The organism is Aeromicrobium sp. UC242_57 (genome assembly GCF_044452305.1).
GTDB lineage: Bacteria > Actinomycetota > Actinomycetes > Propionibacteriales > Nocardioidaceae > Aeromicrobium.
In genome coordinates, this window is sequence record NZ_JBIOAM010000002.1 from 264,162 (window position 1) to 289,209 (window position 25,048).

The following is a 25,048-nucleotide window of genomic DNA, read 5'->3' on the forward strand; positions in this document are numbered from 1 at the left end:
TCCAACCGCATCGGCGTGCGCCTGACCGGGCCCGCGCTCGAACGAGCCACGGACCTCGAGCCTGCCCAGCGAGCCGTGCCTGCGCGGCAGCATCCAGGTCGCCGCCGACGGACAGCCCATCGTGTTCGGCCCCGACCACCCCGTGACCGGCGGATATCCCGTCATCGCCGTCGTGATCGACGCGCACACCGACCGGCTCGCCCAGCTCTCGCCCGGGCAGATGCTTCGGTTTCGGCGGGTGGCAGCGCGCTGAATGCGCTGCTTGACGGCTGTCTGAACGCCGGAGCAGGAACAGGCAAAGCCCGCGTCGCAGATGAGCCGGACATATACCGTCACCTCCAGATACACCCGTCCCGACCTGGAGCCCTGATGCGACCGCCCCCGATCCACAGAGTCTGCGGCTGCGCCCTCGGGGTCACCGCACTGGTCACTGCGCTGGTTGCCTGCACGCCCTCGCCCCCGGATCGGGCCACGAAGGCGAGTGAGTCGACGCCCGTGCAGGTACGGACGACGGACGTGGTCGGCGACTGGGCGGGGCCCGCCGCCGCAACGCCGTCGCAGAACCAGCAGAGGATCCGACTGGATCCCAGCGGAGAGTGGAGTGGCTCGCTCGACGGCTGCAACTCTCAAGGCGGCCGATGGACGCTCAACACCTCCACCGGTGTCATCTCGTTCAAGGACCTTGCGACAACGCTGGTTGCCTGTCCGGATCCACAAACAGGTCACCACCCCCAGACCGCCACCAGTGCCCACCTCTCCGGTGACCAGCCATGTTGCGGGCCGACGGCGAGGACACCGGCGTCCTGACCCGCCGCTCGGACTGAGCGGCAGTCTCAACAGCGCTTCGGCGCAGGGACCCCGATCTCGACCGGGAGCTTGCCCAGGGCCCGCGCGTCACCCATCAGCACCTTGACGAGCGCCCGCATGGCGGGCACGTCGCGGCCGTACAACGCGATCTTCGTCGGAGCTGCGCTGTTCGCCAGACCGTACGGCGTGTCGGTCGAGACCGCGACAGCGGCACTCACAGCAGGCACGCCGGGGCCGAGGAACGCCACGGACGTGCCAGAACCGGTAGGCAGCCCTGCTTCCAGAGCCGCCTGCCGGAACGCCGCAACGGCATCGGGCGAACCCGAAGGCATGACAGCGGTGATCTTCGGGACCGGGCACGGATGCGCCACGATCGTCGCGGCCAGTGCGCTGAGCTGCTCGGAGTCGGATCCATGGCTCCCCGGCTCGCCCGGAAGCTTCTGGCGATGCCTGCGAGTGCAGCAGGTAGGCGATCGTCCGCGCTGCGGAGTCCCGGGCCTGCTGCTCGGGCAGGTCGCCAGACTTCAGCGCCGCAAGCATCGCGTCGTACGCCTGCTCGTTGTCGGCGGGCATCAGCGCCAGGTCGCTGCCGGCCTTGATCGCCTCGACAGCCGCCGCCCCGCCGGGATAGCGGTTCATCACCGCCCCCATGCCGAGCGAGTCGCTGATCACCAGGCCGTCATGGCCGAGGTTCTTGCGCAACCCGGTCGTGATGACCTTGCGGGACATCGAGGCCGGGACGCCCTTGTCGATCGCCGGGACGTTGAGGTGTCCGGTCATGATGCCAGGAGCCGCTGCAGCGATGGCTGCCTCGAACGGCACCAGGTCGTGCGAGCGCAGCCGGTCGCGATCGCTGTCGAGCACCGGAAGACCCTTGTGGCTGTCGGTCGAGACGTTGTGTCCCGGGAAGTGCTTGACCGCCGAGATCATGCCGGCCTCGGAGTAGCCGTCGACTGCGGCGACGACGGCGGAGGCGACCGTCTCGGGGTCAGAGCCCGGCGAGCGGCTGCCGATGATCGGATCAGCGGGGCCGATCGTGATGTCGCCGATCGGCGCGAAGACGGTGTTGTACCCGGCTGCTCTGAGCTCGGCACCCGAGGCACGAGCGGCTGCGGTGACCGCTGCGGCTCCCTCGTCGCCGTGCCCGGCGATCGCCGCACCAGCCGACATGAACGGTGGGAACGTCGTCAACGGATCGGCCAGTCGGGCGACCAGACCGCCCTCTTGGTCGATCGGCACCATGACCGGGAAACCCCGGTCGGCGTCGACTTCTTGCAGCTGCTGGTTGAAGGCCTTGACCTGGTCGAGCGGATCGTCGGTCGTGACGTCGAGGATCTGTTGCCCGGTGACCATGACGCCGGCGAAGTGCTTGTCGCGCACGAGTGCCAGGGACGAGTCGTTGGAGAAGCTGCGCGCGATGATGAGCTGTCCGGCCAGGTCGTCCAGGCTCAAGGAGTCAGCCAGCTGCTTGGCCTTGGCCCGGACTTCGTCGGACGGCACCCAGCCCGTCGGCTCCGGCTCCTGGGCAGCGGTGGTCCGATCGGCCGACGGAGCCGGTGCAGCGTCGTCGCCGCGGCTCGACCACGAGACCGCCGCCACCACGATCAGGACGACAGCGACGAACACCAGGGGGATCGCACGAAGACGGTTCGACATCTCAGGCGGCAACGACCTGTGTGACAGGCCGGCTGGAGTCGACCGGCAGATCGAGCGAGGACGGCGCGATGCCCCGACGCACGACCTCGGCTCCTAGCGCAGCGACCATCGCGCCGTTGTCGGTGCACAGCCCGAGCCGTGGGATGCGGACCTTGATGCCGGCCTTGGCAGCACGCTCCTCGGCGAAGTGGCGCAACCGGGCATTCGCCGCGACTCCTCCGCCGATGATCAGCGTGTCGACGTCATGCTCGAGGCAGGCCGCGATGGTCTTCTTGGTCAGCACGTCGCACACGGCGTCCTGGAAGGAGGCTGCGACATCGGCGACGTCGAACGAACGTCCCATCCGCTGCTCGTGCTGGACGTGTCGGGCGACTGCGCTCTTGAGGCCCGAGAACGAGAAGTCGTACTTGTGCTTGTCGAGATCGCGACCCGTCGTCAGTCCACGCGGGAACGCGACTGCCTTCGGGTTGCCGTCGCGGGCGACCCGGTCGATGTGCGGTCCGCCCGGGTAGGGTAGGTCGAGCAGGCGGGCGACCTTGTCGAAGGCTTCGCCAGCGGCGTCGTCGATCGTCTGGCCGAGCATCGTGATGTCGGTGACGATGTCGTCGACCAGCAGCAGCGGTGTGCCCACCGCTGACCAGCAGGGCGGCGACGCGTTCGTTGAAACGGCCGTGCTCCAGCTGGTCGACGGCCACGTGGGCCGCCAGGTGGTTGACGCCGTACAGGGGCTTGTCGTGGGCGAGCGCGAGTGCCTTGGCCGCAGCGACACCGACCAGCAGGGCGCCGGTGAGGCCCGGTCCGCTCGTGACGGCGATCGCGTCGACGTCCTGCACGCGGATGCCCGACTCGGCATAGGCCTGCTCGAGGGTCGGGACCATCGCCTCGAGGTGGGCGCGACTCGCGACCTCGGGCACGACACCGCCGAAACGGACGTGCTGCTCCATGCTCGAGCTCAGCGCATGCGCCAGCAGCTCGGTTCCGCGCACGATACCGACACCGGTCTCGTCGCAGGACGATTCGATGCCCATCACCAGAGGTTCACTCACCCTCACATTGTGGCAGGGTGAAAAACATGACCCGCACCGACGACATCCCCGAGACCTTCGACGAGCGGACCCTGCTGGTCCAGATGCTGCACTACACGCAGGACACGGCCGTGATGAAGGTCAGCGGTCTGAGCGAGGAGCTGGCCCGGCTGGCACCGCTGCCGGGCTCCCCGTTGATGAGCCCGGCCAACGTGCTGAACCACCTGCGCTGGGTCGAGCGTTCATGGATCAACCACGACCTGTTCGGCGGCGAGGACGACGGGCCGTGGAGCAAGGAGGACCCCGATGCGGAGTTCCGCCAGGGCTCCGAGCTGCCGATCGCCGAGGTCATCGGCCTCTACGAGGAGGAGGCAGCCCGCACGCGTGCGGTGTTCGCCGAGGTCGACCTCGACATGGTGCGCCGCAACGAGGGGCGTACCCAGCCCGTCACGGCGCGGTGGATCCTCAACCACTTGATCGAGGAGACCGCCCGCCACAACGGCCACCTCGACATCCTGCGTGGCTGGCCGACGGGACCACCGGCGACTGACCTCGCCCAGATCCCGTCCTGGCGAGGTCAGTCTCGTCGCTGTTGCCGCCGAGCTTGACCTTGCCGGAGCCACTGATGGGCAGGTCGATGCCGTCGCACAGGCCGGTGGTCGGGTAGCAGACTGTCAACCGGTCGTTCTTGGCGTCGACCTCCAAGGTGTTGCCGCCCGGCGTCCAGCCGAGAGGACCCGGCCGGTCGATCTCGACCGCAGCACCCGAGTCGACGTCGATGAGCTCGAACGGTCCCGGCGTCTGGATCATCACATCGTCCTGGAACCCCGTGTAGTGCGCGGCGATCCGCAGGAACTGGCCATTCGGTGAGAGATCCGGCGACGGGCTGTCGGCGCCGAGTCGGGTCTTCTGCAGCAGCGCGCCAGTGGTGAAGTCACGCACCTGCCAGTCCCGTCCGTCCTGTTTCGGGCCGACGAGGTAGCGCCCGTGGGACGCTTCCACGATGGCGCCCTTCGTCCCGGGCACCAGACGAGTCTTGCCGGTCTTCCAGTCGTACTCCATCCAGCCGCCGTCGAACAGCGCCCACATCCGGTGGCCGGTCATCGTGACGGGAGGCGCTTCCCACCCACCCCACGTGAAGTCACCGTCGACCGTCGTCCGGGCGACCTCGTCGCCGGTGACCAGGTCGATCACCACGAACGACCAGCGGTCACCGGTCGGCTCGGCGTACGCGACGTTGGGGCTCTGCGGATCGGTTGCCACGACGCGGTCCCCCATCCGCAGGTCGATGCCTGTGTGGGTGCCGTCCGGCCGGATCAGCGTAGTGCGAGGCCCCGGCATCGTCGGTGTAGTCGACCCGTCCGGTGCGCACCAGCACACCTTCGGACGTGTAGTACATCGCCTTGATCTTCTCGTCAAAGGTCACCTGATGATTGCCGATGTAGACCGTCTTGCCGGAGGAGAAGGCGCCGTAGGTCTCGTAGGCGGGTGCCGGAGCGGCCTTCTCGAACCGCGCCTGCGCGGCGCTCGCCGGAGATCCTCCGTCGATCGACAGCACCGCACCTGTTGCGACCACGCCCAGCACTGCCGCGGCGACACCGAGGCGCGCGAGCGTACGCCGTTGCCTGATCTTCGGCAGCACCGTCAGGTCGGTGCCGGCGGTGGCAGACGTGGCGGCATCCAGCACGTGGCTTCGCAGCCGCTCGGCCTCACGGCGCATCTGCTCGGGGTCGGGCGCGTGATCGCGCAGCATCTCGTCGACGTTCATGACGTGGTCTCCTCGGAGATCGGTACGGGCAATGACGACGTGGCTCAGAGCTCAACCGGGCCCTGGCACGGGTCAGCCGGGCCCGGAAGGCGCGGGGTGCGCAACGCGCCACCTCTGCTGCGCTCCGGGTGTCCAGGCCGTCCCAGGCCACGAGCAGCAGCGCTTCGCGCTCGAGCTCGCTGAGCCGTTGCAGCGCCTCGATCAGCTGCATGCGCTCGGCGACGATCGAGTCGGCTCCACTCGCATCAGGTTCATGCACCTGCGCGAGATGCTCGGCAAGAACCGAACGGCGAACGTCCGCTCGCCTGCGGTTGCGCATGACGTTTCCTGCCGTCACCAGCAGCCACGGCAGAGCCGGAACCGGAACGACCTCGATACGTCGCCACGCTGCCGCGAACGTCTCCGACACGACATCATCGGCGTCGTCGCGACCGCAGTGTCGCAGCGCGTACGCATAGACGCGTGCGGCGTAGTCGTCGTAGATCGACTCGAGTCGTTCCCGCTGCGTCATCTGGCTCACACTAGGTAATGTCGCGAGCACTCAGAGATGACACATCGACGAGCTGAGGAAGTTAGTCGGCCGGTGTCCTCAGTCGATCAGCGTCACCCGGGGGTCGAAGGCGACGTAGCCGCTGTAGTCCTGTCCGACCCGGTCGAACGACGACGGGATCGGCTCGGGGTACGACCAACCGCCGTCGGCGAGGACGTCGTCACCGAGGCCCACGTCCCAGTACTGCGCGTCGCCCTTCCAGGGGCAGCGGTACTGGGTCGGGCTCGCGCTGAACGCGTCGGCGACCAGGCTGCTCGGCGGGAAGTACCAGTTGCCTTCGATCTTGACGAGGTCGTCGGGGGACGCCTCGGCGACGACGGTGCTGCCGATAACTGCCTTCATGACTGCCCTTCCGAGTGGCTCCTGATGTCGTCTACCAGTGTGCACCCGACGGGCCGCATCTGCCGGACGGAACCGCCTGGTTCAGCGTGCTTGCTGCGCCAGCTCCAACAGACGCGCGACCGACAGGCCTGCCACCACGATGGGGTCCTTCTCGCCGAGCAGGCCGGCCCGGATCAGGGAGGCATCGATCAGCTGAGCCAGCAGCTCGACATCTGGTCCGGCCGCGACCTTGTGATAGCCCGAGCTCTCGAGGGTGATCCGCAGCGCTGTGAGGAGCCGGGACCGGGACGCCATCATGATGGTCCGCAGATCGGGATCGCGGTAGGCGGCCAGCATGGGTTCCAACCGGGTTGGCACGACGTCGACCCGGAGGTCGGGAGCGTAGAAGACCTCGATCAACAGTATCGCCGTCGTGCTGTCTGAACGATTGCGCTGCGGGAGCGCCCTTGCCATCTCCAACGCGCTGCTGCCGCGAATCTCCTCGGCCTCTCGCACGGCTTCGGCGTACAGCTGCGACTTGGCGGGGAAGTAGTAGTTGGCCGAACCTGCCGGCACTCCTGCGGCTTCTGCAACGGCTCGGTGAGTCACCGCCCCTGGCCCTTGATCGATCAGCAGTCGCGCTGCCGCGACCACCAAGGCGCGCTGCCGCGCACTGCTGCGTTCTTGGGACGTGATCCTGACCGGCGATGCCACGCCAAAAGACTACCGACCATGGAATACATATACATGTGTATGTGTTTTACTCAGTGAGGTCGACGACGACCTCAAAGGATTCGAGAGGTGAAGAAACATGCACGCTGCAACATTGGCGCAGGAGGGACTGAAGATCGACTGGGCGACCATGCCCACCTACAACACGATCATGTCGATCGCCGCCGGCGCAGGCCTGTTGGGCATCGTCCTCCTGGCTCGCCAGCTCATGACCAAGCCGAGCGAGGTGAGTGCTGAGGGATGGTCGCTCGCCTTCGGCGTGCTGGGCGCCATCTTGACCACGACCGGTCTCCACATGACGCTGACCTGGCCCCTGGCAGCAGGCGGTTTCCCGTTCGACAACATCATCTTCGGCGAGACGAGCCTCGGCTTCGGTGTCCTGCTGCTCGGCGCATCGATCTACCTGTGGCGCCGCGGGGCCGAAGCGCTGACCCGTCCCGAGCCGCTCGCGGCGCTGGCCAAGGTCGCCCAGCCCATCTCGGTGTTCGTCGGCGGCCTCGGACTCGCCCTGTTCGGCATCGCCGTCGCGGGCATCAAGTACAAGCTGTTCGCTGCCCCGCCCGAGGAGCCCATCTCTGGAGAGTTCGCCGAGTGGCCCCTGGTCGAAGCCATCTTCATGTCGAGCCTGTTCGCCCTGATCGGCATCGGCGCCGTGCTGTTCCCGTTCGTCGTCAACAGCCTCAAGAAGGCCACGGCTGTGCTGACCGTCCCGATCAAGATCACCGGCATCGTCTGGGCCGTGACAGGTGTCGCGTTCATCCTGTTCGGAGCGATGAACTTCTTCACCCACATCGGACTCATCGTCAACACGATGTGACCGACAACCGGGCGTGACCCACAGCAGACACGACGACGGCGGACCCGATGGGGTCCGCCGTCGTCACGTCTGCAGGGTTAGCTCTGCTGGTCGCGGGCAGCCCGCTTGGCCGCGCGCGCCGCATACTCTTCCTCGTCCAGCTTGGCAGCCTCTGCCAGCGTCGGCGCAGTCCCGCCATGCCGGGCCGGCGCCCACCACTGCCCTTCCGGGCTCAGCGGGTACGCATCGATCGCATGATCGAGCAACGCCGACATCGCCGCGCGTAGCTGCTCGGTCTCGGCAACAGGATCCTCACCCGTCACTGCGAGCGGCTCACCGACGTGCAGGCCAATGGCCTTTCCACGGCTCTTGAGATCGGACTCGTGGTCCTTGGTCTTGAGCAGCTGGGTGCCCCACGTGACCATCGGGATCAGCGGCACGCCCGCCTCGGCGGCCATCCGCACCGCGCCCGTCTTGAGCTCCTTGATCTCGAACGACCGGCTGATCGTCGCCTCGGGAAAGATCCCGACGATCTCACCGTCACGGGCGTACTGGACCGCCGCGTCGTACGACGCCTGACCGTTGTCGCGATCGACCGAGATGTGGTGGAACGAACGCATCAGCGGTCCGGTGATCTTGTGGTCGAAGGCGTCCTTCTTGGCCATGAAACGGACGAGTCGGCCGCTGGGCTGCGCGGCGAGCCCGTCGAAGATGAAGTCGACGTAGCCGATGTGATTGGCCGCGAGGATCGCCCCGCCGGTGCGCGGGATGTGCTCGGTGCCCGAAGTCTGAAACTTCATGCCGAGCACCTTGAACAACGTCTTGGCCGTGACGATCGTGGCCGGATACGTGAAATCGCGCATCCGGCCAGCGTAGTGCAGACAGCGCCGTCAGTCCTCCACGATGTGGACGGCTGCCTCTTCGGCGCTGGCACCTGCCCCATCGATTCCGACGTCCTCCGCAATCAGGTCGCTCTCGGTGTCCTCGCCGAAACCCGCATCGGGGTCGACCAGCCGGCCGGCCCGGGCAGCACCGACCTCGCCGTCGTCGAGAACCTCGTCGGTGTCGGCGTAGGGATCGGGCTCGGGCTCCTCCTGACGGAGTCGTTCGTCGAGCGACTCGCCCTCCACGGCCTCGTCGGCCGTCGTGCCGAATCCTTCTCCGCGATAGCTCTCGGGCGGGGAGTACCCGGTGTCCATCATCTCGTCGACGTCGTCGACCAGCGCTTCTTGGTCAGGTGCCTCGTAGTCATCGCCTGGCTGAGTCATGCCATCCAGCCTTGCACGCTGCCGGTCAGAGGCAAGGCGAGCAGGTCAGCGCCACTCGGAGATCGCGAGCTCCATGACGAGCGCGTCGACCCCGCCCGCGTAGTAGCCACGCCGGGTGCTGATCGTGTCGAAGCCGAACGACTCGTACAGACCGATTGCGGCGTCGTTGTCGGCTGCCACCTCGAGGAGCATCCGGCCGGCGCCCAGGTCACGAGCGCGATCGATCAGCGCCTCCAGAAGCTGCCGGGCCAGGCCTCGTCCGCGAGCGGCGGGCAGGACCGCGATGCGGTCGAGGTCGGAGTCCTCCCCGGCCACGGAGACGGCGCCGTACGCATCGGCGCCGCAGACCAGGACGACGTGACGCTCGCTGGCCACCTCGTCCCGCACGAGACCTTCGCTCCACGCCGTGGCACCGAAACAGGCCTGCTCGATCGCGACGATTGCAGCGACGTCGTCGGGCCCGGCAGCGCGGATCATGCGCGCTTGGAGCTGACCTGAGGCTCGGCGTCGGGGCGTCGCAGGTAGAGTGGCTCGAGCGGGACCTCGGCGGCCTTGCCGGAGACGACGAGCGTGGCGAGGGCGGCGGCGCGCGGATGGGCCGCAGTTCCCGCGGCAGCCAGGATGCCGTCGTACAGGTGCGCGCCCGAGCCGTACACCGGAAGGTCGGGGTGGAGCGCCGCGAGGTCGGCCGGTTTGAGCACGTCCGGCCCGTCGATCCGCTGCCAGGGCGAGGCGTACCTGGCCCAGTAGACCTCTTTGCGGCGGGCATCCGTCGCGACCAAGAACTCACCATCGGCGTCGACGTCGGCTGCGACGATGTCGAGCGAGCAGACACCATGCGTCGTCAGGCCCAGTGTGGAGCCGAGGGTCAGCGCCGTGACGACGCCGACGCGCAGCCCGGTGAACGGTCCGGGCCCGACGCCGACCGCGACATCGGTCAGATCGGCCATCGCAGCACCCGCCTGGGCCATCGCATCGCGGATCGCCGGCGCGAGCAGCTCGCCGTGGGCCATCGCACCTTCGCCGTAGGCCTCCCCCACGACCGTGGTCCCGTCGTGGACGGCGACCGTGATCGCCGGGGTCGCGGTGTCGAAAGCAAGCAGCAGCACTCCCGCAGCCTAACGCTGAGGAGGTAGTTGTCGCCCCCTGAGGGGAAGGTTGTGGCCCTCCCCCGCCGACGACGCCGCGCCAGGTCAGCAGCAAGCACCTCGTCGAGGGGCAAGAACCACCTCGTGGAGGGGCGATAGGTGCCTCGTCAGCGGAGGAGGGTGGAGCGCAGGGGGACGCCGATCCAGCGCGGACCGTGCGGCTTGATCGTGACGACGCGCGGGTCGATCCCGTCGAGATCGTCGACATCTTCGCCGTCGGATCCGTCGGCGGCGAAGTCATGCGGAGTGCCCAAGGGGTCGATCGGACGCGGTCCTCGCACCTCGATCCGGATGTGCAGCCAGCTGTCGGACAGCTGCTCGGCCATGTCGTCGCCCCACTCGACGACCGTCACCGCAGACTCCGTCGTCGCGTCGAGGTCGAGATCGTCGATCTCGCTCAGGTCGCCCAAGCGGTAGGCGTCGACGTGCACCAGCGGCGGACCGCCGACCAGCGACGGGTGCGTCCTGGCGAGGATGAACGTCGGCGACGTGATGGGCCCGCGCACGCCCAGGGCCTCGCCGAGCCCCTTCGTGAACGTCGTCTTTGCCGGCCCCCAGGTCGCCCGACAGCACCAGCAGATCGCCCGCGCGCAGCAAGGACGCCAACCGGGTGGCCAGGGCGTGCATGTCGTCGGGCGTCGGCACCTCACGTGCCAGCCACAAGGTCTTGCCAAACTCGATGAACGGTCCCCGCCTGCCGACGGGCTGGTACAGGCGCCGGGTCCAGAACTGCACCGTCTCGGGCAGCTCTTCGCGCACGTCGAGCCAGATGCCGTCCTTGCCACGCTCCTCGGCGGTGTCCTCGGCGACACCGACCATCGCCGAGGCGACGCCGCGGGCCTGGATGTCGGGGTCGACGCAGACCCTGCGAAGACCCAGCTGGCCGGGACGCGACTCGTCGAACAGCAGCGCACCCATCGGACGTCCACGACGTTCGACGAGCAGACCGCCTGCCGTCGCCAAGGTGCGAGCCACCGACTCGACCGTGTCGTCGAGCGCCGTGGTCGGCGGATCGAGCACCGGTCGAGCGCCGAACGAGCGGTGGATGATGTCGACGATCATCGCTGCGTGCTCCGGGCCCGCCTCGACGACGTTGAGGGCATTGCTTCCGATCATGCGGTGATGTCCTCCAGAACGTCCTCGATGGCCTTGGTCACGCTCTCGTGGTCCTCGAACATCATCATGTGTCCGACGTCTTGCAGCACCACGAGCTTCGCGTCAGGTATCTCGTCGGCGAGTCGACGAGAGTGCTTGAGCGGTGTCAGCAGGTCGGCGGTGCCCCCGACGACGGTGGTGCGCGCCCGACCCACTGCGTCGAGGCCCGACGACAGGTCGAGGTCGACGAAGTTGCGGTAGAAGTCGGACAGGACGTGCGTCGGCGCGGTCAGGATCATCTCGTTGGCCATGTCGACGTGGCGTTCGTGCGCCCGTGGTCCGACCGCCCAGCGGCGGATGACCGAGTAGCTGTCGAACTGCCGCCCCCAGTCGAGCAGCGGCGCGCCTGCCCGCAGCAGTGGGATGACCCGACGCAGGACGGGGGCTGTTGCGCATCAGCCGACCGCAGCTGCGTGCCGAGCAGCACGACGCCCTTGATCCGGCCGCCGAACAGCTCGGGCTGCAGCTGCGCGAAGCTTCATGATCGCCATGCCGCCCATCGAGTGTCCGACCACGATGATCGGACCGCGCGGCACGATCTGCTTGATCACGGTCAGCACGTCGTCGGCCAGGTCGTCGAGCGAGGAGTTGTCGGCGTACGACCGGCCCGACCGACCGTGCGAGCGCAGGTCGACGAACACCATGCGCACCCGGCCCCGCAGCGCCAGCCGCTGGTAGTGCCACAGGTCGATGTTCTCGACCCAGCCGTGCAGGAAGACGATGGTCGGCGTCTTGCGCTCGGCCTCGTCGATCTCGACGTTGAGGGTGACCCCGTCCGACGACATGAGGGTCAACGCGGGACTGCGCACCGAGCCGAACTCGACCTCTTCGCCGCGGCGGCGGCGACGCTGGGTCCGCTGGCGGCCGTTCAGCAACGTTGCCAGTGCGCCGGCTGCGACGAAGGCGCCTGCCGTTGTCGCGACCCTGACTGGTTTGCTCATCGTTCCCCTTGATACGTCCGGACGATGCGGTCACCCAGGCGGGTCACCACTTCGTACGCAATAGTGCCCGATGCGTCTGCCCAGTCCTGCGCCGTGGGTTCACCGCTGTCGCCCGGGCCGAACAGCACCACGGTGTCGCCGCGGGATGCCTGGCGCTCCCCCAGGTCGACGACGAGCTGGTCCATGCAGATGCGGCCCACGACCGGGGCACGTTCGCCGCCGACCAGCACCTGCGCACGGTTGGACGCTGCGACCGCGACACCGTCGCCGTAGCCGAGCGGCACGTCGGCCACGGTCGTGTCGCGCGGCGCCGTCCAGGTCCAGCCGTACGAGACACCGCTGCCGGCGGGAATCCGCTTGACCTGCGCCAGACGACTCCGCAAGGTCATGACCGGGGTCAGGGACGTCGAGTACGTCATCGCCGGGTCGGGCCGGATGCCGTACGAGGCGATGCCCGGCCGGACCAGGTCGAAGTGCGCCGAGGGGCGGGTCAGCGTCGCTGCTCGGTTGCTGAGGTGCCGCAGTCCTGGTTCGAGGCCTGCCGCCGACAGCTCGTCGAGGGCCGCCCGGAAGGCCTGCTCCTGGAGGTCGTTGGCGGGATGGGCCGGCTCGTCGGCGCAGGCAAGGTGCGACCACGTCCCGGTGATCTCGATGCGACCGGCGGCCTGTGCAGCCGCCGCGGCGGCGACGGCTCGGTCCACTGCTGGCCCCGGGCCCCGTTGCGCGAGAGGCCGGTGTCGACCTTGAGCTGGACCCGCGCGCGGACGGGAGCAGAGGCGACGATCTCGGCGGCTGTTCGGCCGAGGAGGCCGTCACGTGCACGCCGGCGGCGACGACCTCGCCCCACGCAGCGTCGGGACTCGCGAGCCAGCACAGGACGTCGCCGTCGTCGCCCGCCGCACGCAAGGCCATGGCTTCGTCGATCGTGGCCGACTCCCAGCCAGGTCGAGCCGGCCTGCCGGGCAGCGCGCGCCATCGGCACCATCCCGTGGCCGTAGGCATTGGCCTTCACGACCGCCATCTGCTGGGCGTTCGGTGCGCACTGCGCCAAGGCAGCCAAGTTGTCCCGGTAGGCATCGAGGTCGATGACGGCCTCGGCCTGCGGTCGTGCCACGGTCAGTCCCTCCAGTCGCGGACGTCGTCGAGCTGCCCGTCGTGGAAGGCCGCGATCGTCCCGGGCAGGGCGTGCGCCACGGTGGAGGCCGTCACCGGGCCACCACGGTTGGCGCGGACGCTGGCGGCGCCGTGCAAGAACGCTGCGAGTGATCCGGCGTCGTGCGGATCGGCTCCTGAAGCCATCAGCGAGCCCGCCAGTCCGGCGAGGACGTCGCCGGCACCCGCAGTCCCGAGCCACGGCGAGCCGGTCAGGTTGACCCTCGTCGGGCGACCCGGCGTCACCACCAGCGTGCGTGCGCCCTTGAGCAGCACCGTCGCGCCCCCACCGATGTGCGGCGTCGCGAGCGTGCGCCAACGGCTCGGCCTCGACGGCGGATCGACTCGTGCCGAGCATCGCCGCAAGCTCGCCAGCGTGCGGGGTCAGCAGTGCCGGCACGCCGAACGATCCCGGCAGATGCGCCAGCGCGCTGGCGTCGACCAGCACCGGCACGCCGTCGGCGAGAGCCGACTGCAGCTGGTGCTCGGCCTGCTCACCCCCGCCGGGGCCGACGACCCAGGCCTGCACGCGACCTGGCCCGGCGACGACCTCGGGTGCACGGTCGACGACGCGCTGGCTGAGCTGCGCCGATCCGAGGAAACGCACCATGCCTGCCATCCCAGTCAGCGCACCGGCGACGCACAGGTGCGCGGCGCCTGCGTACTCCTCGGAGCCTGCCGCGATGCCGACGACCCCGCGGGAGTACTTGTGGCTCGCAGGGTTTCGCAGCCAGTCGAACGTCTCGAGCAGCAGGTGTCCGTCGTCGGCCTCGATCGCCTCGACCGAGGGCGCTGGCAGGTGCTCTGCCAGGCCGATGTCGACGGCTGGGCAAGAGCCGTGCCATTCCATCCTGCGGCCCCGGCCGCCGGGTTGACGAGCAGCGCGTTCTTGTAGGTGCCGAACGTGATCGTGGCATCGGCCACCACACAGGTGTCGGGTCGGGTGCCGTGGTCGACGTCGACACCGGACGGCACGTCGACCGCAATCGTGTACGGACGGGCGCCAGCGATCCACTCGGCCCACTCGGCCGCCTTGCCGACCAGTCCCGGTCGCGCTCCGATGCCGAACATCGCGTCGAGGCAGTGGCGTTGATCTGACGGCGCCTCCACGACTCGTGCGCCAGCGGCCACGGCAGCCGCCAGGCCGCCGGCGTGGACCTTCTCGGGGTCGAGCAGGCACAGGTCGACTCGGACGCCACGGTCTCGCAGGTGGACCGCGGCCCACAACGCGTCGCCCCCGTTGTTGCCGGGGCCGATCAGCATCAGGACGACCTCTCCGGCCGCGACATGATCGAGTCCGTCGGCCAGGCCGCGAGCGGCACGGCGCATCGGCTCGCCAGCAGGCAGCGTGGCGGCGAGCGCCTCTTCGGCAGCGCGGATGTCGGCCACCTGGTGGGCCCTCAGCATTCGGCCACCACGAAGGCCGTCGCGACCGTCGTGTCGTGCGAGATCGACAGGTGCGTCGAGGTGATGCCGAGATCGTTGACCCGATCGAGCGCCGCCCCGCTCAGGTGCAGCTCCCGGGGCACCCGACGCGTCGTTGACGACCTCGATGTCCTGCCACGACATGCCGGCGGGTGCACGCAGCGCCTTCACGAACGCCTCCTTCGCGGCGAACCGCCCGGCCAGGGACTCCAGCGGCAGGTCGACCTCCGCCGCAGTGAACAGCCGGTCGATCATCGTCGGCGTACGCTCCAGCGTCGCGGCGAAACGCGGGATGTCGACGATGTCGACGCCGATCCCGTAGATCGTCATTCGACCGTGACGGACTTGGCGAGATTTCGCGGTTGGTCGACGTCGTGGCCGAGCTGGCTGGCGAACTCGGCGGCGAAGATCTGCAACGGCACCGTGGAGACCAGCGGCTGCAGCAGGGTCGGAACCTTGGGCAACCGGATCAGGTGGTCGGCGTACGGCACGACGTCGTCGTCGCCGTCCTCGGCCAGGACGATCGTGCGAGCGCCGCGTGCCCGGATCTCCTGGATGTTGCTGACGGTCTTCTCCTGCAGCCGGTCGCGGCCCTTGGGCGGCACGATGACGAAGACCGGCAGACCTTCCTCGATCACCGCGATGGGGCCGTGCTTGAGCTCGCCGGCGGCAAATCCTTCGGCGTGGATGTAGGCCAGCTCCTTGAGCTTCAACGCACCTTCCAGCGCCACTGGGTAGCCGACGTGGCGGCCCAGGAACAGGATCGACCGGGAGCCGGACAGCTCGGTGGCGAGCTTGCGCATCTTGTCGCCCTCGTCGAGCATGCGCTGGATCCCGTCGGGGATCTTGCCGATCTCGGCGAGGATCCCGTCGATCTCGTCGCCGTACTTCATGCCCTTGACCTGCGCGATGTACAGCGCGAGCAGGTAGCAGGCCACGACCTGGGCGAGAAATCCCTTGGTCGAGGCGACCGCGACCTCGGGCCCGGCGTGGGTGTAGATCACCGCATCGGACTCACGCGGGATCGTCGAGCCGTTCGTGTTGCAGATCGACAGCACCCGCGCCCGCTGCTGGCGCGCGTACCGGATCGCCATGAGGGTGTCCATGGTCTCGCCGGACTGGCTGATCGTGACGACCAAGGTGCTCTTGTCGAGGATCGGGTCGCGGTAGCGGAACTCGGAGGCCAGCTCGACCTCGCACGGGGTGCGGGTCCAGTGCTCGATCGCGTACTTGGCGACCATCGCGGCGTAGAACGAGGTGCCGCACGCGATGACGATGATCTTGTCGACCTCGCGCAGCTCACCATCGCTGATGCGCATCTCGTCGAGCTGCAGCAGACCGCCTGGCGTGTGACGGCCCAGCAGGGTGTCGGCGACGGCCCTCGGCTGCTCGTCGATCTCCTTGAGCATGAACCAGTCGTAGCCACCCTTCTCGGCGGCCGACACGTCCCAGTCGACGTGGTACTCGGTGGTCTCGGCAGGATTTCCGTAGAAGTCGGTGACGACGATGTCGTCGGGCGTGATCGTGACGACCTGGTCCTGGCCGAGCTCGACGGCGTCACGGGTGAACTCGATGAATGCGGCGACGTCGGAGCCGAGGAAGTTCTCGCCCTCACCACGGCCGACGACCAGCGGAGAGTTCGCGTCGCGCTCCGACGACGACGTCGGGCCGCTGGGCGTCGCAGATCACCAGCGTGAACGCGCCTTCGAGGCGTTGGCACACGGCGCGGACCGCGTCGGACAGGTCAGGCGTGCGCTGGAAGCTCGTCCGTGCAGCAGATGGGCGACGATCTCGGTGTCGGTCTCTGACAGCATCTCGTGGCCCCGCGCTTCGAGCCGCCGCAGCACCGCGAAGTTCTCGATGATGCCGTTGTGGACGACCGCGACCCGGCCGGTGTCGTCGAGGTGCGGGTGCGCGTTGGCGTCGTTGGGAGCACCGTGGGTGGCCCACCGGGTGTGACCGATGCCCGTGTGGGCGACCGGCAACGGGCTCTTCTCGAGCTCGGCGTCGAGGTTGAGCAGCTTGCCGGCCTTCTTGGCCGAGTAGATCCGACCGTCGCCGACCAGCGCGACGCCAGCGGAGTCGTAGCCCCGATACTCCAGGCGTCGCAGTCCCCCGATGACTACGTCAAGAGCAGAACGCTGACCGACGTACCGACAATTCCACACATGTCGTCAAGGGTACAAGCGACGACCGTATGGCCTGCGGTGACGTGCAGCAGCCCGGCTCGATGTCGGCCCGCAAGGGGGCCGCGTGACGCATTCGCAGGACGGAGGCGCGAGAATGGGCGCCATGACGCGCGACCACTCCCCGTATGTCGAGCTCGAGCGAGCTGCGTGGGCCGAGCTCGCGGGCGATGTGCCGCAGCCGTTGAAACCCGACGAGATCGAACGCGTCCGAGGTCTGGGCGACGAGCTCGACCTCGAGGGAGGTCCGGCAGGTCTACCTGCCGATGACCGAGCTGATCAGCATGCGCGTGCGTCTGGCTGGCGCGCTGTACCAGGCCACTGAGCACTTCCTGCACGCCAAGCAGTCCCGCCGCACCCCGTTCGTGATCGGTATCGCCGGCTCGGTCGCCGTGGGCAAGTCCACGACCGCCCGCCTGCTGCGCGAGCTCGTTGGCGCAGTCGCCCGATCATCCGGTCGTCGAGCGGTCACGACCGACGGCTTCTTGTTCCCCAATGCCGAGCTCGAACGTCGCGGGATCCTCGATCGCAAGGGTTTCCCCGAGTCCTATGACCGCAAGGCGCTGCTGCGCTTCGTGATGGAGGTCAAGTCCGGTGTCGAGGTCGTCACCGCGCCGGTCTACTCGCACCTGACGTATGACCGCACCGAAGAGGTCGTGACTCTCAAGCAGCCCGACATCGTCATCGTCGAAGGCCTCAACGTCCTCGCCCCCGCGCAGACCCGTGGCGACGGATCACCGGGGCTGGCGGTCAGCGACTTCTTCGACTTCTCGATCTACGTCGACGCCGCCGGCAAAGATCTGCGTCGCTGGTACATCGACCGCTTCCTGACACTCCGCAAGACCGCATTCGCCGATCCGGAGTCGTACTTCCACCGGTACAGCGCCTTCACCGACGAGGAGGCCGTCGATCGAGCCAGCATGCTGTGGGACACGATCAACTGGCCGAACCTGAAGGAGAACATCGCCACGACCCGCGGCCGTGCCTCGCTGGTCCTGCGCAAAGGGCCCGATCACGCGGTCAGCTGGGTGCGCCTCCGCAAGATCTAGTCGCCGACCGGCCTGGACAGCGCCGGGCTAGAGAGCGAGCGTCGACCGGACGATGCTCGCCAAGTAGTCGGCGACCTCGGCCGCCTCTTCGGGCGTCGTCGCCTCGACCATGACGCGTACCAGCGGTTCGGTGCCCGACTGACGCAGCAGCACTCGACCGGTGTCGCCCAACCGCGCTGTCGCGATGGCGACCGCACCTTGCAGGGTCGGATCGGTCTCGGCACGCGACTTGTCGACGTCAGGCACGTTGACCAGCACCTGCGGCAACCGGGTCATGACCGAGGCCAGCTCGGACAGCGTCGACCCTGTCTCGCGCATGCGCGCTGCGATGTGGACCGCGGTGAGGACGCCGTCGCCGGTCGTCGCGTAGTCGCCCATGATGACGTGGCCCGACTGCTCGCCGCCGAGATTGAAGCCACCGGTTCGCATCGCCTCGAGGACGTACCGGTCGCCCACCGCCGTCTGGACGACGGTGATGCCGGCGCCTTCGAGCGCGTGCACGAATCCGAGGTTGCTGATGACCGTCGCGACCACGGTCGACTCGGTCAGCCGACCGGCGTCACGTGCGGCCAGCGCCAAGATCGCCAGGATGTGGTCGCCGTCGACGACTGCGCCAGTCTCGTCGACCGCCAGGCATCGATCGGCGTCGCCGTCGAAGGCGAAGCCGGCGTGCGCACCATGCTGACGACTGCCTTCTGCAGGTCGTCGAGGTGCGTCGAACCACAGTTGTGGTTGATGTTGAGGCCGTCGGGCTCGGCATGGATCGTGATCACGATCGCGCCGAGCTTGCTCGAGAACACTCGGTCCGACGTCGTAGGCCGCGCCATTGGCACAGTCGAGCACGATCTTCATCCCGTCGAGTCGTCGCGGAGACGATCCGACCAGATGCTTGACGTACGCCGCGACGCCCGCCTGGCTGTCGCCGATACGGCCCACGCCAGCTCCCGGTCGGACGGTCCCAAGGCTCCTGCAGACGGTTCTCGATCTGCACCTCGAGATCGTCGTCGAGCTTGAGCCCACCGCGTGCCAGGAACTTGATGCCGTTGTCGGGCATCGCATTGTGGCTGGCGGAGATCATGACGCCCATGTCTGCCTTGAGGAAGGACGTCAGGAACGCGGCTCCAGGGGTCGGCACGACGCCGAGCCGGTGCACGTCGACCCGGCAGAAGCAAGACCCGCGACCACCGCAGCCTCGAGGAATTCACCTGAGGCGCGGGGATCGCGGGCCACGACTGCTGTGGGGCGCTGGTCAGCAAAAGCACCGACCTCACCCAGGATGTGGGCCGCCGCGACCGAGAGGTCGACGGCCAGCTCGGCGGTCAGATCACGATTCGCGAGTCCGCGAACGCCATCCGTGCCAAAGATTCGGCCCACGAACGATCAGCGCTTGCTGTACTGCGGAGCCTTACGAGCCTTCTTGAGACCAGCCTTCTTGCGCTCCTTGATGCGCGAGTCGCGCGTCAGGAGTCCGGCCTTCTTGAGGACCGGACGGTTGGCCTCTTCGTCGATCTGGTTGAGCGAGCGAGCCACGCCGAGACGCAGAGCGCCGGCCTGACCGGTCATGCCGCCACCCGTCACGCGAGCGATGACGTCGAAACGGTCCTGCAGGCCCGTCTCGGCGAAGGCTTCCTTGGCAATCTGCTGGTGCAGCTTGTTCGGGGAGGTACTCCTCGAGCGGCTTGCCGTTGACGGTCCACACGCCGGTGCCCGGAACGATGCGGACGCGCGCGATGGCCTCCTTGCGGCGACCCGTCGCAGCACCCGGAGCGATGGTCGCGGGCTTGCTGGAGGTCTCGGAAGCACCAGCGGACTCCGAGGTGTAAGCAACACCTTCGGCGTTGGTCTCGAACTCGGTCTCTTCGATGGTGGCGGTCTCAGCCATGTTTGCGCTTACCTACTCTGATCGGGAAAGTTTTACTGGGAGATCTGTGTGATCTCGAACGGCTGGGGCTTCTGGGCGGTGTGCGGGTGCTCGGGGCCGGAGTAGACCTTGAGCTTCGTGATCAGCTGATCACCCAGACGGTTCTTGGGAAGCATGCCGCGTACCGACTTCTCGATCGCCTTGCGCGCGTCCTTGTCGAGCAGGTCACCGTAAGCGATGGACTTGAGTCCACCCGGGTAGCCGCTGTGACGGTAGGCGAGCTTGTCGGTGCGCTTGTTGCCCGACAGGGCCACCTTCTCCGCGTTGACGATGATGACGAAGTCGCCACCGTCGACGTGCGGTGCATAGGTCGGCTTGTGCTTGCCGCGCAGCAGCGTCGCAGCCTGGACGGCGAGACGACCGAGGACGATGTCCTGAGCGTCGATGACGTGCCACTGACGGGTGATGTCAGACGGCTTGGGGCTGAACGTGCGCACGGCGTGACCTTCTCGTTCTTCAGATGGGGGTACGGCAACTTGAACAAACTCTTGGTGGTCGGCGCCCACGAGATGTTCGAGTGGGCACAACGACACACAAGGTTAACCGGCAAGACCCGTTCGGGTCAAAACGAGTCCGTCACACGGACCCCCCTTGGTGCGCCACATCACCCTGCGGTCTACGTTGTGAAGTGGTCCGCACCATCTTCGCGGCCCCGATTGGCACGTCACAGGAGACCCATCGTGACCGAAAAACAGACCCTGACCGTCCGCGACAACCGCACCGGCGAAGAGTACGAACTACCCATCACAGATGGAACGATTCGCGCCGGAGACCTTGGCAAGATCGGTAAATCCGACGACGACCCCGGCCTCGCTGTCTACGATCCTGGCTTCACGAACACTGCGTCCACACGCAGCGCCGTGACCTACATCGATGGCGACAAAGGCATCCTCGAGTACCGCGGCTACCCCATCGAGCAACTGGCTGAGAACTCCACGTTCCTCGAAGTCTCGTACCTGTTGATCCACGGCGAGCTTGCCGTCGCGTCAGCAGTACGAGCAGTGGGTCCACGAGATCACGTTCCACACGTTCGTGCACGAGAACGTCAAGTCCCTCATGCAGGGCTTCCGCTACGACGCACACCCCATGGGCATGCTGATGTCGTCGGTCGGCGCACTGTCGACGTTCTACCCCGAGGCTCGCAACGTCAGCGATCCCCAGGTGCGTCACGACCAGATCGTGCGACTGATCGCCAAGATGCCGACACTCGGCGCCTGGTCGTTCCGGCACGCGCAGGGCAAGCCGTACGTCTACCCCGACAACGACCTGAACTACACCGAGAACTTCCTCTCGATGCTGTTCAAGATGTCGGAGCAGACCTACAACCCCGATCCGCGACTGGTCAAGGCCCTCGACATCCTGCTGATCCTGCACGCCGATCACGAGCAGAACTGCTCGACGAACGCCGTGCGCTCGATCGGCTCGAGCCAGGTCGACCCCTACTCGGCGGTCTCCGGCGGCATCGCCGCGCTCTACGGACCGCTGCACGGCGGTGCGAACGAGGCCGTGCTGAAGATGCTTCGCCGCATCGGCACCAAGGACAAGATCCCCGCGTTCATCGAGGGCGTCAAGAACGGCGACGAGAAGCTCATGGGCTTCGGTCACCGCGTCTACAAGAACTTCGATCCGCGCGCCACGATCATCAAGAAGGCCTGCGACGACGTCTTCGAGGTCACGGGCGTCAACCCGCTGCTCGAGATCGCCCAGGGAGCTCCAGAAGATCGCGCTCGAGGACGAGTACTTCGTCAAGCGCAAGCTCTACCCCAACGTCGACTTCTACTCGGGCCTGATCTACGAGGCACTGCAGTTCCCGCCGGAGATGTTCACGGTGCTGTTCGCGATCGGTCGCACACCGGGCTGGTTGGCCCAGTGGAACGAGCTGGTCGACGATAAGGAGCAGAAGATTGCTCGCCCCAAGCAGATCTACACCGGAGACCGTGAGCTGACGTTCACGCCCCGCGAGGAGCGTTGGGCCTAGCCGACGTCCTGCACTTCCAGAACCCGTTCCGCCGCCGGCGGGACGGGTTCTGTCATGCGGGGCCACACCCGCATCCGGTTGCCGATCCACCCCCCACCCAGCCTGAGGTAGCGTTCTCCCGTGCGTCTGCGACTCGATCTTTCCTACGACGGTTCGTCATTTCGCGGATGGGCCACCCAGCCGGGCCTGCGGACCGTCCAAGGCGAGATCGAGAGCGCCTTGGCGACGATCCTGCGCCTGCCAGCCGCACCCCAGCTGACCTGCGCCGGGCGCACCGATGCTGGCGTCCACGCGCGGGGGCAGGTGGCTCACGTCGACCTCGACGACGTCGATCCGCCGACGCTCGAACGCCGCCTGCGCCGGCTGCTGCCCGCCGACATCGCGCTGCGAGGGCTCAGCGTGGCGCCAGAGGGCTTCGACGCCCGGTTCGCGGCCCTCGAGCGCCGGTACGTCTACCGGATCTGCGATGCACCAGCTGTGCCGGACCCGCTCGTCCGCCTGACCCAGGTCGCCTGGCCCCGACCGCTCGACGTCGACGCGATGAACGCCGCCGCCGCGCACCTGCTGGGCGAGCACGACTTCGCCTCGTTCTGCAAGAAGCGCGAAGGCGCCACCACGATCCGCACCCTGCTCGAGCTCTCGACCGTTCGCGTGGGCAACGTCCTCGAGACGACGGTGCGGGCAGATGCGTTCTGTCACTCCATGGTGCGCGCGCTGATGGGCGCACTGGTAGCGGTCGGTGAAGGACGTTTCGCGCCTGCCTGGGCCGGCGAGGTCCTGTCGGCTGCCACCCGCAATGCACGAGTCACCGTGATGCCGGCGCACGGTCTCGTGCTCGAAGAGGTCAGCTACCCGGATGACTCTGGTCTGGCTGCCCGGGCCGAGCAGTCGCGTCAGCGTCGTGACGTGGCCGCCGGGCCGAAGATGCGGCAGAGCTGACTTCGAGGAAGGCTTGTCGACATGTCCATCAGCTGGGAAGAAGTCGTCGCCTTCGCCGTGACCCTGCCAGAAGTGGCCGAGTCGACGTCGTACCGCACCCCGTCCCTCAAGGTCGCCGGCACCCTGCTCGGACGGCTTCGCACCGAGAGCGAAGGCGGGCTGGCCCTCAAGTGCTCGGCCGACGACAAGGAGGCGCTGCTCGCCAGCGCCGATCCGGCGTTCTACACGACGTCGCACTACGACGGCCACAACTACATCCTGGTCAATCTCGATGTCGTCGACACCGACGGCTCTTCGAGCCGATCACCGATGCCTGGCGCATCGCAGCCCCGGCCAGGCTGCTGAAGGACTCATGACAACACGCCTGCTGCGGCTCCCGCCCGCGGTGTTCACGTCCCTCGCCGCGGAGGATCCGGCGACCGCAGAACGCGTGCTAGGGCTGCCAGTGCCCGCTGAGTTCGCCGGCACGACCGACATCTGGCGATTCATGGACGCGCTGGTCACGGCCGATACGCAGAACGCCGACTGGGCGATGCAGGCCGTGCTCGAGGACGGCGTGATCGTCGGCAACGCCGGGTTCAAGGGCGCACCGGCCGGTGGCACCGTCGAGCTCGGCTACCGGATCTCGTCCCAGTACCGTCGGCGCGGGCTGGCAGTCTCGGCGGTCGCACTGCTGCTGGACGAAGCACGCCGCGACGCTCGCGTCGACCTTGTCATCGCCCGCATCTCGCCTGACAACTTCGCCTCGATCGGTGTCATCACCCGCTCTGGATTCAACCGGCTCGAAGATCACCAGCATCCACGGTGGGGGCGTCAGGTGCAGTTCGGGTACCCGCTCGCCCCGGTGACAGACTGAGCACATGTCGATCTTCGCGGGACTGCTCACCGCCGTAGCCCTCGCTGCTTCCCCCGTGACGCTCCCGCCGACCGCCGGGCCTGCCGACTACCAGCTCGGCGGAGCCTATCCACCGGCCTCCAAGGTCCAGATCGTCACCCGCGACCGCACCGACGCGCCGGCCGCGGGCGTGTACTCCATCTGCTACGTCAACTCCTTCCAGACCCAGCCGGGGCGGCTCGGCTGGTGGAAGACGAATCACCCCAGCCTGCTGCTCCGCGACAAGAACCGCCGCCTGGTGCGCGACCGCAACTGGCCTGACGAGGTCCTTCTCGACCTGCGCACCTCGAAGAAGCGTGCAGCGCTCGCCCGCATCAACCGCACCTGGTTCGACCGGTGCCAGCGCGCCGGGTTCCAGGCGGTCGAGCCCGACAACCTCGACTCATGGACCCGGTCACGCAAGCTCATCAAGAAGTCGCAGGCGGTCCGGTACGCCAAGCGGCTGGTGCGCCAAGCGCATCGCAGCAAGCTCGCGATCGCCCAGAAGAATGCACCCCAGCTCAGTCGCTCTGGCATCGGTTTCGACTTCGCAGTCGCCGAGGAGTGCGAGGTCTATCGAGAGTGCGGCAGGTACACGCGCGCGTACGGAACCCGGCTGATCGAGATCGAGTACACCGACAACGGTCGCAAGGCCTTCAACCGCGCATGCGCTGCCCGCCGGGGCAAGGCTTCCATCGTGCTGCGCGACCGGGACGTCGTGCCCGCCGGAGCCCGGGGATACCGGTACGCGACCTGCTGAGAGACTGGAGCCGTGCCAGAGCACTACTTCGACGCAACGCCCGCCAGCCCTGATCGCCGCCGCGACATCACGACCCGTATCTGGGGTCGAGAGCTGACGTTCACGACGTCGTCGGGCGTCTTCTCGCACGACGGCCTCGACAAGGCCACTTCGGTGCTGCTGCGCACCAGCACGCCCCCAGAATCAGGGATGGTGCTCGACATCGGTTGCGGATGGGGCCCGATCGCGTGCTCCCTCGCGCTGGCCGGCGCGACCGTATGGGCCATCGATCCCAATGAGCGGGCGCTCGACCTGACCCGCTCGAATGCCGAACGTCTCGGTGTCACGGTGCACGCTGCGTTGCCCGACGATGTGCCCGACGACCTGACGTTCGACGAGATCTGGTCGAATCCTCCGATCCGGATCGGCAAGGAGGCCATGCACGGCTGTTGCTGCGTTGGCTGCCGCGACTCTCGTCCGACGGCGTCGCGCGGCTCGTGGTGGGCAAGAACCTGGGTGCCGACTCCCTGCAGCGCTGGCTCATCGAGCAGGGCTGGCCCACGACCCGTGAGGCCAGCGAGCAGGGATTTCGGATCCTTCACGTGCGCCGCACGTGAC

The 25,048-nt window shown here is 67.8% G+C and carries 25 protein-coding genes and 12 pseudogenes; 11 read left to right on the plus strand and 26 right to left on the minus strand.

What is annotated here, in order from left to right:
- Window positions 1-91: 91 nt before the first annotated feature.
- Window positions 92-253 (plus strand): hypothetical protein, encoded by a 162-nt coding sequence (locus ACHMWU_RS06180; RefSeq protein WP_396042982.1) that lies wholly within the window; start codon window positions 92-94, stop codon window positions 251-253.
- 116 nt (window positions 254-369) lie between these two features.
- Window positions 370-807 carry an META domain-containing protein gene (locus ACHMWU_RS06185; protein ID WP_396042984.1) on the plus strand — a complete coding sequence of 146 codons (438 nt, stop codon included), beginning with the start codon at window positions 370-372 and terminating at the stop codon, window positions 805-807.
- Window positions 808-894: 87 nt separating this feature from the next.
- On the opposite strand, the gene ACHMWU_RS06190 is transcribed toward ACHMWU_RS06185, so the two are convergent.
- Together ACHMWU_RS06190 and tsaD are read right to left on the minus strand one after the other, a co-directional pair.
- On the minus strand, window positions 895-2,463 hold the full coding sequence (locus tag ACHMWU_RS06190; RefSeq protein WP_396042129.1) for a glycoside hydrolase family 3 N-terminal domain-containing protein: 1,569 nt from the start codon (window positions 2,461-2,463) through the stop codon (window positions 895-897).
- Window position 2,464: 1 nt separating this feature from the next.
- Window positions 2,465-3,509 (minus strand): annotated as a pseudogene (gene tsaD / locus ACHMWU_RS06195) (tRNA (adenosine(37)-N6)-threonylcarbamoyltransferase complex transferase subunit TsaD).
- Between the two features lie 26 nt (window positions 3,510-3,535).
- Between tsaD and ACHMWU_RS06200 the strand changes: the two are divergent.
- Complete coding sequence (locus ACHMWU_RS06200; RefSeq protein WP_396042130.1) at window positions 3,536-4,096, plus strand: DinB family protein; 561 nt, start codon at window positions 3,536-3,538, stop codon at window positions 4,094-4,096.
- 602 nt (window positions 4,097-4,698) lie between these two features.
- On the opposite strand, the gene ACHMWU_RS06205 is transcribed toward ACHMWU_RS06200, so the two are convergent.
- The 4 genes from ACHMWU_RS06205 to ACHMWU_RS06220 form a co-directional block, all read right to left on the minus strand.
- Window positions 4,699-5,256 (minus strand): hypothetical protein, encoded by a 558-nt coding sequence (locus ACHMWU_RS06205; RefSeq protein WP_396042131.1) that lies wholly within the window; start codon window positions 5,254-5,256, stop codon window positions 4,699-4,701.
- Window positions 5,198-5,767 (minus strand): sigma-70 family RNA polymerase sigma factor, encoded by a 570-nt coding sequence (locus ACHMWU_RS06210; protein ID WP_396042132.1) that lies wholly within the window; start codon window positions 5,765-5,767, stop codon window positions 5,198-5,200. The genes ACHMWU_RS06205 and ACHMWU_RS06210 overlap by 59 nt, the downstream gene beginning before the upstream one ends.
- 78 nt (window positions 5,768-5,845) lie before the next feature.
- On the minus strand, window positions 5,846-6,148 hold the full coding sequence (locus ACHMWU_RS06215) for a DUF427 domain-containing protein (RefSeq protein WP_396042133.1): 303 nt from the start codon (window positions 6,146-6,148) through the stop codon (window positions 5,846-5,848).
- An 81-nt stretch (window positions 6,149-6,229) separates the two neighbouring features.
- Window positions 6,230-6,841 carry a TetR/AcrR family transcriptional regulator gene (locus tag ACHMWU_RS06220; protein WP_396042134.1) on the minus strand — a complete coding sequence of 204 codons (612 nt, stop codon included), beginning with the start codon at window positions 6,839-6,841 and terminating at the stop codon, window positions 6,230-6,232.
- Window positions 6,842-6,938: 97 nt separating this feature from the next.
- Here ACHMWU_RS06220 and ACHMWU_RS06225 point away from each other — a divergent pair, with 97 nt between their 5' ends.
- Window positions 6,939-7,676: a DUF981 family protein gene (locus tag ACHMWU_RS06225; protein ID WP_396042135.1), complete on the plus strand. Its 738-nt coding sequence runs from the start codon at window positions 6,939-6,941 to the stop codon at window positions 7,674-7,676.
- 77 nt (window positions 7,677-7,753) lie between these two features.
- On the opposite strand, the gene ACHMWU_RS06230 is transcribed toward ACHMWU_RS06225, so the two are convergent.
- From ACHMWU_RS06230 to glmS, 16 genes and pseudogenes are all read right to left on the minus strand, one after another.
- Entirely contained in the window at window positions 7,754-8,518 is a 765-nt protein-coding gene (locus ACHMWU_RS06230) for a lysophospholipid acyltransferase family protein (RefSeq protein WP_396042136.1), read from the minus strand.
- 27 nt (window positions 8,519-8,545) lie between these two features.
- Window positions 8,546-8,923 carry a DUF5709 domain-containing protein gene (locus ACHMWU_RS06235; protein WP_396042137.1) on the minus strand — a complete coding sequence of 126 codons (378 nt, stop codon included), beginning with the start codon at window positions 8,921-8,923 and terminating at the stop codon, window positions 8,546-8,548.
- Window positions 8,924-8,968: 45 nt separating this feature from the next.
- Window positions 8,969-9,400, minus strand: a complete 432-nt coding sequence (gene rimI, locus ACHMWU_RS06240) for a ribosomal protein S18-alanine N-acetyltransferase (protein ID WP_396042139.1) — start codon at window positions 9,398-9,400, stop codon at window positions 8,969-8,971.
- On the minus strand, window positions 9,397-10,032 hold the full coding sequence (tsaB, locus tag ACHMWU_RS06245; protein ID WP_396042140.1) for a tRNA (adenosine(37)-N6)-threonylcarbamoyltransferase complex dimerization subunit type 1 TsaB: 636 nt from the start codon (window positions 10,030-10,032) through the stop codon (window positions 9,397-9,399). The genes rimI and tsaB overlap by 4 nt, the downstream gene beginning before the upstream one ends.
- Before the next feature lie 146 nt (window positions 10,033-10,178).
- On the minus strand, window positions 10,179-10,325 hold the full coding sequence (locus ACHMWU_RS06250) for a hypothetical protein (RefSeq protein WP_396043069.1): 147 nt from the start codon (window positions 10,323-10,325) through the stop codon (window positions 10,179-10,181).
- 87 nt (window positions 10,326-10,412) lie between these two features.
- Window positions 10,413-10,883, minus strand: a pseudogene (locus tag ACHMWU_RS06255) (tRNA (adenosine(37)-N6)-threonylcarbamoyltransferase complex ATPase subunit type 1 TsaE); the annotation flags it as partial.
- Window positions 10,849-11,187: pseudogene (locus tag ACHMWU_RS06260) on the minus strand (GNAT family N-acetyltransferase); the annotation flags it as partial. The pseudogenes ACHMWU_RS06260 and ACHMWU_RS06255, both read right to left, overlap by 35 nt.
- Window positions 11,184-11,603, minus strand: coding sequence for an alpha/beta fold hydrolase (locus ACHMWU_RS06265; protein ID WP_396042987.1), 420 nt, complete (start codon window positions 11,601-11,603; stop codon window positions 11,184-11,186). The pseudogene ACHMWU_RS06260 and the gene ACHMWU_RS06265, both read right to left, overlap by 4 nt.
- An 18-nt stretch (window positions 11,604-11,621) precedes the next feature.
- A complete protein-coding gene (locus tag ACHMWU_RS06270; RefSeq protein WP_396042141.1) occupies window positions 11,622-12,167 on the minus strand; it encodes an alpha/beta hydrolase in 546 nt (181 codons plus the stop codon).
- Window positions 12,164-12,868 (minus strand): alanine racemase, encoded by a 705-nt coding sequence (alr, locus tag ACHMWU_RS06275; protein WP_396042142.1) that lies wholly within the window; start codon window positions 12,866-12,868, stop codon window positions 12,164-12,166. Before alr ends, ACHMWU_RS06270 begins: the two co-directional genes overlap by 4 nt.
- A 287-nt stretch (window positions 12,869-13,155) precedes the next feature.
- Window positions 13,156-13,281 (minus strand): annotated as a pseudogene (locus ACHMWU_RS06280) (alanine racemase); the annotation flags it as partial.
- A 2-nt stretch (window positions 13,282-13,283) separates the two neighbouring features.
- Window positions 13,284-13,595 carry an NAD(P)H-hydrate dehydratase gene (locus ACHMWU_RS06285; RefSeq protein WP_396042989.1) on the minus strand — a complete coding sequence of 104 codons (312 nt, stop codon included), beginning with the start codon at window positions 13,593-13,595 and terminating at the stop codon, window positions 13,284-13,286.
- 97 nt (window positions 13,596-13,692) lie between these two features.
- Window positions 13,693-14,049 (minus strand): annotated as a pseudogene (locus tag ACHMWU_RS06290) (NAD(P)H-hydrate dehydratase); the annotation flags it as partial.
- A complete protein-coding gene (locus ACHMWU_RS06295; RefSeq protein WP_396042991.1) occupies window positions 13,944-14,888 on the minus strand; it encodes an NAD(P)H-hydrate epimerase in 945 nt (314 codons plus the stop codon). The pseudogene ACHMWU_RS06290 and the gene ACHMWU_RS06295, both read right to left, overlap by 106 nt.
- A pseudogene (locus tag ACHMWU_RS06300) lies at window positions 14,870-15,074 on the minus strand (holo-ACP synthase); the annotation flags it as partial. The pseudogene ACHMWU_RS06300 and the gene ACHMWU_RS06295, both read right to left, overlap by 19 nt.
- Window positions 15,071-16,914 (minus strand): annotated as a pseudogene (gene glmS / locus ACHMWU_RS06305) (glutamine--fructose-6-phosphate transaminase (isomerizing)). The pseudogenes ACHMWU_RS06300 and glmS, both read right to left, overlap by 4 nt.
- 113 nt (window positions 16,915-17,027) lie before the next feature.
- Between glmS and coaA the strand changes: the two are divergent.
- A pseudogene (coaA, locus tag ACHMWU_RS06310) lies at window positions 17,028-17,979 on the plus strand (type I pantothenate kinase).
- 27 nt (window positions 17,980-18,006) lie between these two features.
- On the opposite strand, the gene ACHMWU_RS06315 reads toward coaA, so the two are convergent.
- From ACHMWU_RS06315 to rplM, 4 genes and pseudogenes are all read right to left on the minus strand, one after another.
- Window positions 18,007-18,915, minus strand: a complete 909-nt coding sequence (locus ACHMWU_RS06315; RefSeq protein WP_396042143.1) for a hypothetical protein — start codon at window positions 18,913-18,915, stop codon at window positions 18,007-18,009.
- Between the two features lie 88 nt (window positions 18,916-19,003).
- A pseudogene (locus tag ACHMWU_RS06320) lies at window positions 19,004-19,353 on the minus strand (phosphoglucosamine mutase); the annotation flags it as partial.
- Between the two features lie 6 nt (window positions 19,354-19,359).
- Window positions 19,360-19,861: pseudogene (rpsI, locus tag ACHMWU_RS06325) on the minus strand (30S ribosomal protein S9).
- A 32-nt stretch (window positions 19,862-19,893) separates the two neighbouring features.
- On the minus strand, window positions 19,894-20,337 hold the full coding sequence (gene rplM, locus ACHMWU_RS06330; protein WP_396042144.1) for a 50S ribosomal protein L13: 444 nt from the start codon (window positions 20,335-20,337) through the stop codon (window positions 19,894-19,896).
- A 243-nt stretch (window positions 20,338-20,580) separates the two neighbouring features.
- Here rplM and ACHMWU_RS06335 point away from each other — a divergent pair.
- From ACHMWU_RS06335 to ACHMWU_RS06360, 6 genes and pseudogenes are all read left to right on the plus strand, one after another.
- Window positions 20,581-21,878 (plus strand): annotated as a pseudogene (locus tag ACHMWU_RS06335) (citrate synthase).
- A 120-nt stretch (window positions 21,879-21,998) separates the two neighbouring features.
- A complete protein-coding gene (gene truA / locus ACHMWU_RS06340; RefSeq protein ID WP_396042145.1) occupies window positions 21,999-22,817 on the plus strand; it encodes a tRNA pseudouridine(38-40) synthase TruA in 819 nt (272 codons plus the stop codon).
- Window positions 22,818-22,838: 21 nt separating this feature from the next.
- Window positions 22,839-23,162, plus strand: coding sequence for an MmcQ/YjbR family DNA-binding protein (locus tag ACHMWU_RS06345; RefSeq protein ID WP_396042146.1), 324 nt, complete (start codon window positions 22,839-22,841; stop codon window positions 23,160-23,162).
- Window positions 23,163-23,169: 7 nt separating this feature from the next.
- Window positions 23,170-23,673 (plus strand): GNAT family N-acetyltransferase, encoded by a 504-nt coding sequence (locus ACHMWU_RS06350; RefSeq protein WP_396042147.1) that lies wholly within the window; start codon window positions 23,170-23,172, stop codon window positions 23,671-23,673.
- Window positions 23,674-23,677: 4 nt separating this feature from the next.
- Window positions 23,678-24,451, plus strand: coding sequence for an endo alpha-1,4 polygalactosaminidase (locus tag ACHMWU_RS06355; protein WP_396042148.1), 774 nt, complete (start codon window positions 23,678-23,680; stop codon window positions 24,449-24,451).
- A 12-nt stretch (window positions 24,452-24,463) separates the two neighbouring features.
- A pseudogene (locus ACHMWU_RS06360) lies at window positions 24,464-25,047 on the plus strand (class I SAM-dependent methyltransferase).
- The last annotated feature ends 1 nt before the right edge of the window (window position 25,048 follow it).

Excerpts from the sequence above, each read along its gene's own strand:
- ACHMWU_RS06215 (WP_396042133.1), bottom strand. The coding sequence starts at position 6,148 with ATGAAGGCAGTTATCGGCAGCACCGTCGTCGCCGAGGCGTCCCCCGAC.
- ACHMWU_RS06225 (WP_396042135.1), top strand. The coding sequence starts at position 6,939 with ATGCACGCTGCAACATTGGCGCAGGAGGGACTGAAGATCGACTGGGCG.
- ACHMWU_RS06350 (WP_396042147.1), top strand. The coding sequence starts at position 23,170 with ATGACAACACGCCTGCTGCGGCTCCCGCCCGCGGTGTTCACGTCCCTC.
- ACHMWU_RS06230 (WP_396042136.1), bottom strand. The coding sequence starts at position 8,518 with ATGCGCGATTTCACGTATCCGGCCACGATCGTCACGGCCAAGACGTTG.
- ACHMWU_RS06200 (WP_396042130.1), top strand. The coding sequence starts at position 3,536 with ATGACCCGCACCGACGACATCCCCGAGACCTTCGACGAGCGGACCCTG.
- ACHMWU_RS06345 (WP_396042146.1), top strand. The coding sequence starts at position 22,839 with ATGTCCATCAGCTGGGAAGAAGTCGTCGCCTTCGCCGTGACCCTGCCA.
- ACHMWU_RS06210 (WP_396042132.1), bottom strand. The coding sequence starts at position 5,767 with ATGACGCAGCGGGAACGACTCGAGTCGATCTACGACGACTACGCCGCA.
- ACHMWU_RS06205 (WP_396042131.1), bottom strand. The coding sequence starts at position 5,256 with ATGAACGTCGACGAGATGCTGCGCGATCACGCGCCCGACCCCGAGCAG.
- ACHMWU_RS06190 (WP_396042129.1), bottom strand. The coding sequence starts at position 2,463 with ATGTCGAACCGTCTTCGTGCGATCCCCCTGGTGTTCGTCGCTGTCGTC.
- ACHMWU_RS06355 (WP_396042148.1), top strand. The coding sequence starts at position 23,678 with ATGTCGATCTTCGCGGGACTGCTCACCGCCGTAGCCCTCGCTGCTTCC.
- ACHMWU_RS06295 (WP_396042991.1), bottom strand. The coding sequence starts at position 14,888 with ATGTCGTGGCAGGACATCGAGGTCGTCAACGACGCGTCGGGTGCCCCG.
- ACHMWU_RS06185 (WP_396042984.1), top strand. The coding sequence starts at position 370 with ATGCGACCGCCCCCGATCCACAGAGTCTGCGGCTGCGCCCTCGGGGTC.
- ACHMWU_RS06270 (WP_396042141.1), bottom strand. The coding sequence starts at position 12,167 with ATGAGCAAACCAGTCAGGGTCGCGACAACGGCAGGCGCCTTCGTCGCA.
- rimI (WP_396042139.1), bottom strand. The coding sequence starts at position 9,400 with ATGATCCGCGCTGCCGGGCCCGACGACGTCGCTGCAATCGTCGCGATC.
- ACHMWU_RS06235 (WP_396042137.1), bottom strand. The coding sequence starts at position 8,923 with ATGACTCAGCCAGGCGATGACTACGAGGCACCTGACCAAGAAGCGCTG.